Raw genomic sequence first — 12,229 nt, forward strand, 5'->3', positions numbered from 1 at the left:
GCTTCTTGAATTAATTTTCTAATTCTATATCACTTCCAAAAGTTGTTTATTTTAGACAGCTTAGATAAGTGCGTCACTTATTGGCTTACTTCTACTTTCTTTCACACTAAACCCTTCTCCATGAACTTCATTGGATTCGAGTACAATTAAAAAGGAATCCGGATCTGCTTTCTTTACAACTTGCTGTACATGGAACATTTCTTTGTTGCTGCAGGCACACATCACTACCTGTTTTTCTTTTCTATGATATCCGCCCTGCGCATTTAAAATGGTAGCTCCTCGTTGACAACATTCATCTATCACTTCGCAAATCTGGTGGCCATGTTCTGTGACGATCAATGCGAGTTTTCCCGAGTTAATTCCATACATTAACTTGTCTACCGCAACAGCAAAAATGAAATTTACAACCATTCCATAAATGATTCCGTCGATATCCCGGAATAGAATTCCACCAACTAAAATGATTCCGACATCAGACCAAAATGCAATTTTCCCAAGAGATAAATGCGGTTTGATCGCTTTCACCGCCATAATAATAAAGTCTGATCCACCGGTAGAAGAGTTTTTAGAATAAATCAATGCATATCCGATACCGCCAAATACACCTGTACAAAGAGCTGCTAATAATCTATCCCCCTCATATACCGGAAATAGTGGTGCCACATAGTCAATCATCAAAGAAGAAATCAACATACATCGCAGAGAACTGACAAAGAATTTCTTTCCGAGAAGTCGATAACAAATAATCGCCAGCGGGATATTTAGTGCAATCGTGGAAAGTCCAATCGGAACATTCAGCAGCCGATATAAGATAATTGAAATCCCTGAAAATCCTGTCATTGGAAATTTAGCCTGTACAGCAAAATTGTAAATTCCGGCTGCAATGAATACACTTCCTATAAATTCCCAAGTTAATTGCGTTACAAATGTTTTTACTTTTTGCATAGAAAATTGCATAGAAACTGCGTTTTCATAACTGTTATACCTCCATTTCATCAAAAAAAGAGCGAAAGTGACATTATACATAAATATAAATGCGCTTTCGCTCTTAGGGCACTAGACTAACATTATTTTACTCATTTTGTCAAGTGCTATTTTTTCTCTGCATAATATCTGAATATCGAAATATCAGTATATTCTCCCTATAATTTCACTTCCATGATCTTTCAGCCATTGTTTATGTTTCTTATAATCCGGCATTACCTGTTCGACTTGTGCCCAAAATTTTTTAGAATGATTCATCTCTATCAAATGACAAAGTTCATGGACAACAACATAATCCACGACTTCATCCGGTGCAAGCATAAGCAGACAGTTAAAATTCAAATTCCTTTTTGCGCTACAGCTTCCCCATCTCGTCTTTTGATTCCGAATTGTAATACGACCGTAGTTTACATTCATTACTCCCGCAAAATATTTTACCTTCACCGGAATGATCTTCAAAGCCAGATCTGTCAGCTTTTGAATCTCCTGTACAGAAAGTTTTTGGATGTCTCTCATTTCCCGTTGTCTATCTTCCGCTTTTTTCAGATGCTTTATGATCCAATTTTCCTTTTCTTTTATAAATCTATTTATCTCTGTATTTTGCATCTGATATGGTGCACGAACAAGGATGGTAGCATCTTGTCTGATTTCAATGGAGATCGACTTGCGATTACTTCTGATCACATTCATATTATTTTTCATTTCTTAAATGTCACACCTCCTTAATACTAGATGGATAAATCTGATCACAGCTAATATTTACTTTATTGTTCTTTTTCACATCTATTCATGATTGTTTCTGGGACATCTAATCTTCCCACTCGCAAAATTGGCATATGCTTTATGTCTTGCGATACGATTTTCTCCAAAATCCACATCAATATCGCTGGCATTCTTATATGAAATAATCTTTCCTACAGTTCCATCGTTCATTTTCCTTATTTCACCGAGTCGTTCTTTCTCTTTTCTATTGCGTACCGGTGCTAATTTCGGATGTCCAATGACGCCTTTTTTGAAATCGTCATATTTTCGATTTCTAATAATGATACCGTCTTCAAAACGAACGTCAATATGATTTGCATCTCTGCAGGAAATAATTTCTGCAACAGCGCCTCTTTTTTGAAGTTGCCGTTCTCCTATATGATTTTTAATATAAGAAGACGGAAGACCGACCTTGCCACATTCAAAATTTTCCCATTTCACATGGTACACTTTTTCTCCGTTATCAAATTCTACTGTATTATTTTCCCATCCCCGATATTCAATTACTGTAGCCATATGTCCGTTGTTCATGATTTTACTTTGGTAAAGTCTCTGCTCTTTTTTTGCTGCGCTAGTTGCATTTGGATGGGCTATACTCCCCTCTTTAAAACTTCCATAGCATTTGTTATAAGCAATGGCACCGTCTTCAAATTTCACATCAATATCCTGACATGATCTCATCGCAATGATGGTTCCAACCATTCCATTTGACATCACATTTTGCTCAAACAGATGAAGATTACTTCTTTTCCTCTTTCGTATAAATTTTTTAATTTCTTCTATATCTTTCTGAAAATCAATTTTCTTTTCATCCTCGTTTAATATATGACATACAAATTGTTTTAAAGCCAATTCCAGCGATTTTGAAAATGTTTTAGCTTCTTCAAGAATATAGCAATTTCCAGTAATATCAGAACATTTCGGTTCCCGGAAACGATATAATGTAATCCCTAAATTCATCAATAACATATTTTTTTCCAAATCATTTTCACTGGCTTTATGTACATATTCCCCGTCATATTCTACTGCTATTTTGTGTTCCGGATCATACAAATCCAGTTCTTTTCCGTTCAATCCCAATTCAAAAGACTCTGTGGATCTTTGCGGAATTTTATGAAATCCAAGCGGTTCCAAATAAAATGCCAGCGTCAGCTCATTGATAGAGATTTGCGTCCCTTTTAATATTGGGTGTGCAACATTTCCGTTTTTAAAATCACGCCATGAAACATGACTCGCAATTTCTCCATCCTCAAATCGGATATCCATATCATGACAATTTCTGTAAAGATCTACAACCGCTGTCATTCCATTGTTCATTCGTAATTTTGTTCCAACACGCCCGGAAGTTCGCACTTTATGAAACATATATTGGTAATTAAATTTTTCGTTCTCAAAATAGTGCCAATTGGTTAATTTGCGCTGTAATCCATTTTCGAATTCAATAATGAAGTTTTCACAAGAATGATACTCGATTACTTTTGCTTTTTTCCCATCTCTTGAAGTTTTTTCCATTCCAATTCTTTCTGACTTTTTATTTTGACCCATTTGAAAAATCCTCACTTCCTACGCAAATCAATTACTTTTCTCAAAAAGTTACAACATCTGCCTCTGTTTACAATACTTCCATTCTAATCTTTTTCTGTCCGGCATTATACATTTTCACTATATATTTACTATATCTCATAGTTGTTTCTACCGATAAAATAATGTATAGTAGTGGTTAATGTGTTTTACGCAAATGAAAATAAGAAAGAGGAATATCCAAATGAAAAAAAGTAATCCAATTGCCTTGCTGCCAATCGGAGTATTTCTGGTCTTATATCTTGGTCTGGGAATTCTGTTTGAGTATGTCATGAAAATCCCGATGGGATTTTATAACATTCCGATTATCATTGCCTTTTTGGCAGCAATTTTAGTTGCATGTTTGCAGAACCGCAGTGTATCATTTGATGAAAAATTAAGTCTGATGGCCCAGGGGCTCGCTGACAAAAATATTATTACAATGCTTTTGATCTTTTTAACAGCAGGTACTTTCGTTGGTGTTGTTGGAAGAAGCAGCGCTGAGAGTGTTGCATATTTTATGCTTGGATTAATTCCGGCACGATATGCTGTGGCAGTTCTTTTTGTTGTAGCCTGCTTCGTATCAACCGCAATGGGAACTTCTGTAGGAACGATTACATTGCTAACACCGATTGCAGTTGCGGTTTCAACTGCTTCCGGATTTGATATGCCACTCTGTATTGGTTCTGTCATGGGCGGCGCAATGTTCGGGGATAATCTTTCCTTTATTTCTGATACAACGATTGCAGCCTGCAACGGTCAGGGCTGTGCAATGAAGGACAAGTTCCGTGAGAACTTTGGAATTGCCTTTCCTGCAGCTTTCGCTACCTTAGCGCTGATTCTTGTTTTATCTTTTAAAACAGAACTAAACGGAGCTGTTATCGAATCTTATCATTTGATCCAGATCATTCCATACATCCTCGTACTAATTGGCGGCATTGCCGGCATCAACGTGTTCATTGTTCTTTTGGTCGGTATTATTTCCGGAGCAGCCATTATGCTTGGTACAGGTCAGACAGCCGCAACAGATCTTCTTGCAAATATGGGCTCTGGGGCAGCGGGAATGTTTGAAACATCCATGGTAGCAATCCTTGTGGCAGCAATGTGTGCTCTTATTCGTGAATATGGTGGATTTGAAGCATTATTATCTGCGATTCGCAGTATCTTTAAAGGAAAACGCGGTGGCCAGCTCGGCATGGGGCTTTTAGTCGGTGCAATGGATGTTGCAACTGCAAACAATACGGTTGCAATCGTTATGGCCAACCCGATCGCCAAAGAAATGTCCAAAGAGTATGATATCACGCCGCGTAAGGCTGCCTCTCTTTTAGATACATTTTCCTGCATTTCACAAGGTATCAGCCCTTACGGCGCTCAAATGCTTGTTGCAATTTCTGCCGCTGCTGAATTAGGATATGAAGTATCAGCTTTTGACATTATCCCAAATCTCTTCTACCCTGGATTATTACTGATCAGTTCACTGATCTTTATTTTCCTATTACCGCAGAGAAACACAAAATAATATCCGCTTTGATACATTAGAAATGTAAAGGCGCTGCTGAACAAAACTCTGTACCGATTCCCAAAAGTTAGACAAAAAAATTCTAACGCTTGGAAATTCGGTACAATTCAGTAGCGCCTTTTATATATGCTTCGTCATCAGTTCCAACGATTGCAATAAAAAATTTCCCACACGCTATTCAAATGTACCTTTTACAAGGATTTCTTTTCCTGACATCATTTGCTGTCCTCTTGCAAATACCGTATCGATCTCCAATGTGTCCTGATCTGCCAAAACAAGATCTGCATCCATTCCCTCTGCAATGCTTCCTTTTTGAGAAAGGCACAAAATTCTTGCCGGATTTGAAGTTACAACCTTTAAAGCCTTTTCCAGATTAATTCCTTCCTGTAATACAGCATCTTTCATTTCACGGTAAAGAGAAGTAATCGATCCTACACCCAATCCTGCAAAAGAACCGTCCGGTGCAAAAACCGGAAGACTTCCCTGTGCATCTGAAGAAAATGTAATTTTATCACAAGAAACTCCTGCTTCTAACGCTTCTTTCAGTCCCTTACTTGCTTTCACTTCATCTGTCGTTGTATGTTCAACATCGAAACTTGTTGTAAGATCAATATAACCACCGTATGTTTTGGCATAATCGATTCCTTCTGTCATCATTTCACGACTGCGATTCACATGAGTTGGAAGCATATTAGATACCGGAATTTCTGTATTCTCAAGAATATGGCGGAGTAATTCCATTTTTCTCTTTCCGCTTCCCATGTGGATATCTACTACACCGGCTTTTGCCGAAAGAATTCCCCCTACTCTTGTCTCTGAAACAATTTTTTCAAATTCTTCCTTTGTCGGCTGTGATGAACGATGGTCCGAAACGGCAATCTCTCCTGTTCCAATAATCCGATCAAACAAAATAATGTCGTTCATAATACTTCCGGTAAGGGTTCGCACCGGAACCTGATAAGAACCTGTATAAACAAATGTTGTAATTCCTTCCTCCTCAAGCCCTTTCGCTTTCGCCAGAAGATTTTCCATAGTTCTCGTACAGCCGTCGGTTCCGAGACAGCCTACTACAGTTGTTACACCGCCTCGATAATATTGGAAAGCATAATTTCAGGTGTCCTTGTCTTGGCGCCGCCTTCTCCTCCACCACCAAGAATATGTACATGGCTGTCAATAAGTCCCGGCATCAGCGTCTTTCCCGTTCCGTCGATCACTTCCACACCATAAGATATTTCTGCCGGAAGATCTGTTCCTATTTTCAATATTTTTTCTCCGCCTAACAGAACATCCTTCTTTCCAAGATATTCCGGCGCATAAACTTCTGCATTTTTAATTAAATACATGAAACCATCCACTCTCCTTTTACTTCGTATGATTTGTGAATCCTCTGTTTTCTATCATACACCATTTTCTAAAATAGTTCATCCATATTTCGTACATTCCATTGTTTCCATCCGGATTATTTACTACATATTTCTTCACAGCAAAGAAGGGAGAATGCTCTTCCCCCTTTAAGTCATTTTGCTTATAAAAATTCTTTTAATTCCTCAGAAAGATTTTCTTCCAGAGTGATTAAATTTTCACAGATTTTTTTTGCCCGATGATCTGCTTCCGGATAATCATTTAAATATCTTCGCAAATTTTTTACGCCCATGTTGCACCCATCTGTCAGCAAGTCTGCTGCGGTTTCGTCGCTGTCGTTCATTGCCATTTTCATATTCGTTTTTGCCCAGGACATTCCTTTTGCAACCATGCTTGGATCTTTTTCTTCTTCTCTGTATTCGTTCAGTAGCGCATGCAGCTCATTTCCTAATTTGCTATGTTTTTCTTTGCAGGCAATAAGGATTGCCCGAAACTTTTCACTTTTTATTTTATCCAACATTTCATCAATGGAAGAAACTGCCATTTTGCTTCCTGCATTGCACTCTTTCAGCAACTGAATTGTATCGCTTAGATTCATTCTGTTTTCCTCCGTTTTTCAAGAATTTATCTTTATTATCCACACAAATTCAGTTTTTATACACATTTTCCTCATTCATTTCTTCAAGAAGTTGGAGTAATACACAGGAAGGCCATGAAAATGCCGGATCATCATATCCTTCTCCTGTAAACGGATCGTAATTTTCTGACATGAGTCCGATTTCTGTCAGACGGCAGAATTTCTCTGCAAGCCGTTTTGCTTCTGTAACATATCCATTTTCCCGAAGTGCATCAACCATAAGATATGTTGTCGGCGCCCACACAGGCCCAAGCCAATAACCGCCTTTTTTGTAATAAGGGCTGTCCGGCGCTTCTGTTGCAAGCCCATACGGTGTCTCAAATGTTTCCAACAGCTGTTTGACAAGCTGCTCCCGCACCGCTTTCGGAAAACGATACCCAATTACAAGCGGCAAATACATAAGAAGGCTGTTCCCTTCTCTGATCTTTTCTTGTGAAATCGTTTCAATCGCATACAATCTCCCATTTTCAAAGAAGCGTTCCAAAAATCCTCCATACCACTCATCTGCCATCTGCTTCCACTTCATTGCTTCCTGATGCCGTTCAAGCTCAGATGAAATTTCTGCAAGACAATCCATCTGCCGTATGAGAAATGCTGACAGATCCGGAGATTCCACCGGCATTCCCCTGTGAAATACAGATGCATTATCCCAACCGGAATCATTTCCATGATAATATACCGGATACACCGCTTCATTATGTCTGCGGTATTTCATCCAATATTCTGTCATTTTCACAAGACTCTCATACATTTCCTGCATGATGGCAGGTGCTCTCAGCGCTGCATTTTGTTTCATCATTTTGCAAAATGCCCATCCATGTATTGGCGGTTTCACAAAGCTATAGGACGCAAATGTTTCATTTACATAATCCGGATAGCATCCGCTCTCATCCTGCACATCGATAAATACCTTCATTTGATTATATGCTTTTTCTGGATGTGCATGGCTAAGGGCGATCCCTGCAAAACAATTGTCCCAACTCCATATATTATACATCCAGTTTTTAGACATATACATCGCATCTCTTGTCAGCCTTCCCTCCGCATGCACAAAATTCATCCACGTAATATATGCTGCCAGCTTTCTGCTGTCTTCGAATCTTCCCGTTGGATTTGGAAAGCTGTTTTCCCACTTCTGAAGTGATTTTCTCTGCTCTTCTTTCATCTCTTCATATGTGCGATACAGCTGTTCTGACGGAACTGTTCGGTAACTTTCCAGTACGATCCGGCTCCCTGCCTTTGCCGTAAGTACAACATCACTGCTGCCTCGCACCGTCCAATCTTGTTTTTGCATCAAAGTCCCCTGTTGGCATGTAAACATAATTTTCAGCTGTTTTGTTGCCAAGTGATGCTCATATCTCATTTGTGAAAGTGGAACAAGTGTGTCATAAGAACCTCCCACCGCATAAAATCGGAGATCGACTCCTTCCACACAAACATAGAGCATATCTGTTTTTCTGTTTGTTCCTACAACAAAAGAAGCATAGTTTTTCGGTTCCTTTTTACTGTATATCCTTAATTCGGTTTTCTCATGCAAGATTTCAATTTCATTACACCCTTCCAGTTCTATCCGATAGAGATAAGATGGGGCTTCATCACCTCCATGAATATCTCTAAGATAAAGAGCCCCGTCTTTTGGATGAACAGAAATTACAAAATACGAACCATATGCGCTAAAAGGAATTTTTTGAAGATCATATGCCATAAATTAGTTTCCTTTCTTTTTTCTCAATCCTTTGACTGCCAAAAGCAGCACAAAACAGCCCACTTCCAACAACACAATTGTTCCTCCTGGTTTTAATCCCGTATAGTAAGCTAGTGTGAGTCCTGCTATCGTTGTCAGTACCGCAATAAGCACACCTCCGGCCAATACGGCCCGATAACTTCTTCCTATCTGCATTCCGCAGGCAATCGGGATAACAAGCATGGAGGATACAATAAGCGCACCTACTGTCCTTGCAGCAACAGATACTGTTAGTGCTGTCAGTACTGTAAAAATAAAATTAATTTGTTTTACCGGAACTCCTGAAATTCTTGCCGCAGTTTCGTCAAATCCAATGTAAAACAACTCTTTATAAAGCAGCAGCACTGACAACAATACAAGCAGACTAATCCCACATACAAATAGCATTTCCTGCCGACTGATAGAGACAATACTTCCAAATAAGAAACTATTTAAATTCGCCCCGCTCTCCCCTGCACCAGAGAGAACTCCTGCCAATCCAATACCGGCTGACATAACAATTGCTGTAGACATTTCTGCATACCGTGGTAATTTTCTCCGGATTCCTTCCATTGTAAGTGCCGCTGTCACACAAACACACATTCCTCCTGCCACCGGATTGATTCCAAGAATCAATCCTAACGCCACGCCTGCAAGAGACGCATGGGAAAGCGCATCTCCAATCATAGACATCCTTTTTAAAACAATTGTCATTCCAATTAAGGGTGTGATGACTGCTAACAAAATTCCCGTCAGAAATGCCCTCTGCATAAAACTATATTCTAACATGCTCATAGTGTTTCCAGTCTCCCTTCCCGCAGTCTTAAAATTCGGCTTGCTCCTGAACAGCTTTCCAAATCTCCATGCGTAATCATAAGAATCGTCACATGAGATGCTTCATTAATTTTCTGCAATAATTCGTAAAGCATCTCTACCCGATTCGCATCTACGCCGGCTGTAGGTTCATCTAAAAGCAGCAATTGGGGACATCCTGCCATCGCTCGTGCAAGCATGACTCTCTGCTGCTGTCCCCCGGATAGAGCCCCGATCCGTTGTTTCGCAAACTCTTCCATATCAAATTCTCTTAACTTCTGCCGAACCCACTCTCTATGCTGTTTTCTCGGAAAACGGAAATGTCCGATTACTCCGTACAAGCCTGTCATCATAACTTCTTCTACCGTTGCCGGAAATCCCTGATTTCTGCTAATACTGTTCTGCGGTACATATCCTATTCTTTTATCATGGAATGCTTCCGTTACCAAATGATCAAAAACTTTTATCATACCACTGTCCGGTTTCTGTTCTCCTGTAAGCAATTTCATCAAAGTGCTCTTGCCGCTCCCATTTTCTCCTGTCAGCACAACATATTCTCCTGCTTTTACAGAAAGATTCAAATCTGTCAGTACCGGTGTGTCTTGATAAGAAAATGTTACATGCTCCATTCTTATCTCTTCCATCATACCATTCACCTTTCTATTGTAATGCTTCTTTTAACACTTTCAGATTGTTTTCCATAATAGAAAAATAATCTCCCTGCTTCTCACCAACCCCCGGTCCTTCTAACGGATTTAAAATTTCCGTCTGCACTCCTGTTTCCTCTGCAATGATCTCCGCCGTTTTTGAACTTGACAAAACTTCAAAGAAAATGGTTGTCACATCTTTCTCCTGAATAAAATGAATTACCTCCTCCATTTGTTTTGGTGATGGTTCTTCTTCCGGAGAAATTCCGGTAATTCCAACTTGCAAAAGCCCATAGGCATTGCAAAGATAGCCAAAGGCTTCATGATAAACAACGATTTCTTTTTTCTCACATTTAGAAATAATTTCTTCAAACTGTCTATCTAACTCCTCCAACCTGTCGACACAAGTTTCATAATTTTTTTCATAGTACTCACTATTATCAGGATCTACCTTTAAAAAACCTTCTTTTATCTGTTCAAGCTCTAACTTAGCATTCATTGGATCAAGCCACACATGTGGGTCTGATACGCCCTCTTCTTTTAGCTTATCTACAGTTTTTGATGCCTCAACCACTTCCAGCTTATTAGTTTCTACAGATGTTAATACATCTTCTGCCCAATATTCCATTTCTTCTCCGCTGTAAATAAACATATCCGCCATTTCCAATTTCTGAATATCTTTTGTAGAAGGCTCCCAGTCATGCGGCTCTGTCCCCGCAGGAACCATATTGGTTACTTCTGCCCGGTCTCCGCCAATCTTTTGTGCAAAATCATACATCGGAAAGAAGCTTGCCATAACTTGTATTTTATCTGTTTCTTCTTTAGGCACTTGTTCCTTTTTCTCCTTAGTACATCCTGTCAATATGAGTGCTGCCAACATTGCCACTATTACACTTCTTCCTGCTCTCTTCATTTTTCTGTCTCCTTTTTGCCACATATTGATCGCTCCTAATCTGTTCATCCCTATTTAGTTTTTCTGACTTTTGCGACACTCTTCGCAATATCCGTAGAAAATCGTGTTCTGTTCATCCAGTTGAAAATGATGATCGCTCAACACATGCTCGGCAAATTCTGACATACATCCGCATTTCAACGGAATTACTTCACCACACTCCAGACAAACAAGCCGACCATAACGATCCGTATTGTTCTTTCCAATATAGCAGTAACGTGCCGGCTGCCCTGCCACAGAAGGAATTTTCAAAACGCTCCCTTCCAATGAAAATCGTTCCAGAGCACGATACATCGTTGTCTGTCCTACATGAAGGTCTTCATTCCTTAAATCCTGCATCAAATCTTCTATGCTTTTAAAGCAATTTTTATATTTCTCCAGACATTGCAAAATATCTTTCTGTTGTTTTGTGCGATAGTTTCCTCGAATCATCTTTTGTTCTCCTATTGAATATGAAATTCATTTTCATATTATAAACTTCTCTCTGAAGATGTCAAGAGGTAAAAAACAGCTCCGGAACTTTTAAAGCACCGAAGCATTCTTTGACTTTATTCTACTTTTATCATTCGGTATCCAACACCAATATGTGTCTGGATATATTGAGGAGAATTTTCCCCCTTTTCAATTTTTTTCCTGAGTGTTGCCATAAACACCCTGAGCGACGCTACATCATTTTCCCAACTGCTTCCCCATACATGCTGAGTAATAAACGTATGCGTCAAAACTTTTCCTACATTTCTCGAAAGCAGACAAAGCAATTTATACTCTATTGGTGTTAAATGCAGCTCTTCTTCTCCTAAAAAAGCGCATCCTGCCGCATAGTCTATTCGAAGTGCTCCATTTATAAAAACGGAGGATTCCACTGCCGTCTCATTATGCATCATAGTAAGTCTCCTCTGTGTCACACGAAGCCTTGCGAGGAGCTCTTCAACAGAAAATGGTTTTGTTAAATAATCATCTGCCCCGGCATCAAGCGCATCGATTTTATCTGTATCTTCACTTCGTGCACTAATAACAATGATTGGCATATTAGACCATGTTCGAATCTTTCGAATGACTTCTACGCCATCAATATCCGGTAAGCCCAAATCCAGAAGTACAATATCAGGATTATGAGAAGAAGCATCCAAAATTGCTGTTTCTCCATTCCCCGCAGTTATATAACGGTATTCATGTGCCTTTAATGTTGTGGTAATAAGATTTTTCACTGATGCATCATCTTCCACAACCAAAATTAATGGTTTATTCATTTCACTGCCTCCATGATTCA

Annotated in this window: 11 protein-coding genes and 1 pseudogene; 1 reads left to right on the forward strand and 11 read right to left on the reverse strand. The window is 39.3% G+C overall.

Features of this window, described 5'->3' with window-relative positions; translation table 11 throughout:
* Positions 1-60: 60 nt before the first annotated feature.
* The 3 genes from DWX73_RS07270 to DWX73_RS07280 all read right to left on the reverse strand — a co-directional run bounded on the left by DWX73_RS07270 (position 61) and on the right by DWX73_RS07280 (position 3,291).
* Positions 61-945, reverse strand: coding sequence for a YitT family protein (locus tag DWX73_RS07270; RefSeq protein WP_118348219.1), 885 nt, complete (start codon positions 943-945; stop codon positions 61-63).
* A 183-nt stretch (positions 946-1,128) separates the two neighbouring features.
* Positions 1,129-1,686 (reverse strand): M48 family metallopeptidase, encoded by a 558-nt coding sequence (locus DWX73_RS07275; RefSeq protein ID WP_118348190.1) that lies wholly within the window; start codon positions 1,684-1,686, stop codon positions 1,129-1,131.
* An 81-nt stretch (positions 1,687-1,767) separates the two neighbouring features.
* On the reverse strand, positions 1,768-3,291 hold the full coding sequence (locus tag DWX73_RS07280) for a hypothetical protein (RefSeq protein ID WP_118348191.1): 1,524 nt from the start codon (positions 3,289-3,291) through the stop codon (positions 1,768-1,770).
* Positions 3,292-3,511: 220 nt separating this feature from the next.
* Between DWX73_RS07280 and DWX73_RS07285 the strand changes: the two genes are divergently transcribed.
* Positions 3,512-4,825: a Na+/H+ antiporter NhaC family protein gene (locus DWX73_RS07285; RefSeq protein WP_199413547.1), complete on the forward strand. Its 1,314-nt coding sequence runs from the start codon at positions 3,512-3,514 to the stop codon at positions 4,823-4,825.
* A 174-nt stretch (positions 4,826-4,999) separates the two neighbouring features.
* Here the strand turns inward: DWX73_RS07285 and iadA are convergent.
* From iadA to DWX73_RS07325, 8 genes and pseudogenes are all read right to left on the reverse strand, one after another.
* Positions 5,000-6,168 (reverse strand): annotated as a pseudogene (gene iadA / locus DWX73_RS07290) (beta-aspartyl-peptidase).
* Positions 6,169-6,350: 182 nt separating this feature from the next.
* The gene (locus tag DWX73_RS07295) at positions 6,351-6,785 is read right to left on the reverse strand and encodes a hypothetical protein (RefSeq protein ID WP_118348193.1); all 435 of its coding nucleotides are present in this window, start codon (positions 6,783-6,785) and stop codon (positions 6,351-6,353) included.
* Positions 6,786-6,834: 49 nt separating this feature from the next.
* Entirely contained in the window at positions 6,835-8,529 is a 1,695-nt protein-coding gene (locus tag DWX73_RS07300) for an amylo-alpha-1,6-glucosidase (protein WP_118348194.1), read from the reverse strand.
* A gap of 3 nt (positions 8,530-8,532) precedes the next feature.
* Entirely contained in the window at positions 8,533-9,342 is an 810-nt protein-coding gene (locus DWX73_RS07305) for a metal ABC transporter permease (RefSeq protein WP_118348195.1), read from the reverse strand.
* A complete protein-coding gene (locus DWX73_RS07310; protein ID WP_118348196.1) occupies positions 9,339-10,007 on the reverse strand; it encodes a metal ABC transporter ATP-binding protein in 669 nt (222 codons plus the stop codon). The genes DWX73_RS07305 and DWX73_RS07310 overlap by 4 nt, the downstream gene beginning before the upstream one ends.
* Before the next feature lie 13 nt (positions 10,008-10,020).
* Positions 10,021-10,920, reverse strand: coding sequence for a metal ABC transporter substrate-binding protein (locus tag DWX73_RS07315; RefSeq protein ID WP_118348220.1), 900 nt, complete (start codon positions 10,918-10,920; stop codon positions 10,021-10,023).
* A 54-nt stretch (positions 10,921-10,974) separates the two neighbouring features.
* Positions 10,975-11,391 (reverse strand): Fur family transcriptional regulator, encoded by a 417-nt coding sequence (locus DWX73_RS07320; RefSeq protein WP_118348197.1) that lies wholly within the window; start codon positions 11,389-11,391, stop codon positions 10,975-10,977.
* Between the two features lie 116 nt (positions 11,392-11,507).
* The gene (locus DWX73_RS07325) at positions 11,508-12,209 is read right to left on the reverse strand and encodes a response regulator (protein ID WP_118348198.1); all 702 of its coding nucleotides are present in this window, start codon (positions 12,207-12,209) and stop codon (positions 11,508-11,510) included.
* Positions 12,210-12,229 lie beyond the last annotated feature (20 nt).

Origin of the sequence: Coprococcus sp. AF21-14LB (assembly GCF_003458885.1) — a bacterium.
In the GTDB taxonomy this organism is placed as follows: Bacteria; Bacillota; Clostridia; order Lachnospirales; family Lachnospiraceae; genus UBA9414.

Coding starts and splice junctions, on each gene's coding strand:
- DWX73_RS07270 (WP_118348219.1), bottom strand. CDS start 945: ATGCAAAAAGTAAAAACATTTGTAACGCAATTAACTTGGGAATTTATA.
- DWX73_RS07275 (WP_118348190.1), bottom strand. CDS start 1,686: ATGAAAAATAATATGAATGTGATCAGAAGTAATCGCAAGTCGATCTCC.
- DWX73_RS07280 (WP_118348191.1), bottom strand. CDS start 3,291: ATGGGTCAAAATAAAAAGTCAGAAAGAATTGGAATGGAAAAAACTTCA.
- DWX73_RS07285 (WP_199413547.1), top strand. CDS start 3,512: ATGAAAAAAAGTAATCCAATTGCCTTGCTGCCAATCGGAGTATTTCTG.
- DWX73_RS07295 (WP_118348193.1), bottom strand. CDS start 6,785: ATGAATCTAAGCGATACAATTCAGTTGCTGAAAGAGTGCAATGCAGGA.
- DWX73_RS07300 (WP_118348194.1), bottom strand. CDS start 8,529: ATGGCATATGATCTTCAAAAAATTCCTTTTAGCGCATATGGTTCGTAT.
- DWX73_RS07305 (WP_118348195.1), bottom strand. CDS start 9,342: ATGAGCATGTTAGAATATAGTTTTATGCAGAGGGCATTTCTGACGGGA.
- DWX73_RS07310 (WP_118348196.1), bottom strand. CDS start 10,007: ATGATGGAAGAGATAAGAATGGAGCATGTAACATTTTCTTATCAAGAC.
- DWX73_RS07315 (WP_118348220.1), bottom strand. CDS start 10,920: ATGAAGAGAGCAGGAAGAAGTGTAATAGTGGCAATGTTGGCAGCACTC.
- DWX73_RS07320 (WP_118348197.1), bottom strand. CDS start 11,391: ATGATTCGAGGAAACTATCGCACAAAACAACAGAAAGATATTTTGCAA.
- DWX73_RS07325 (WP_118348198.1), bottom strand. CDS start 12,209: ATGAATAAACCATTAATTTTGGTTGTGGAAGATGATGCATCAGTGAAA.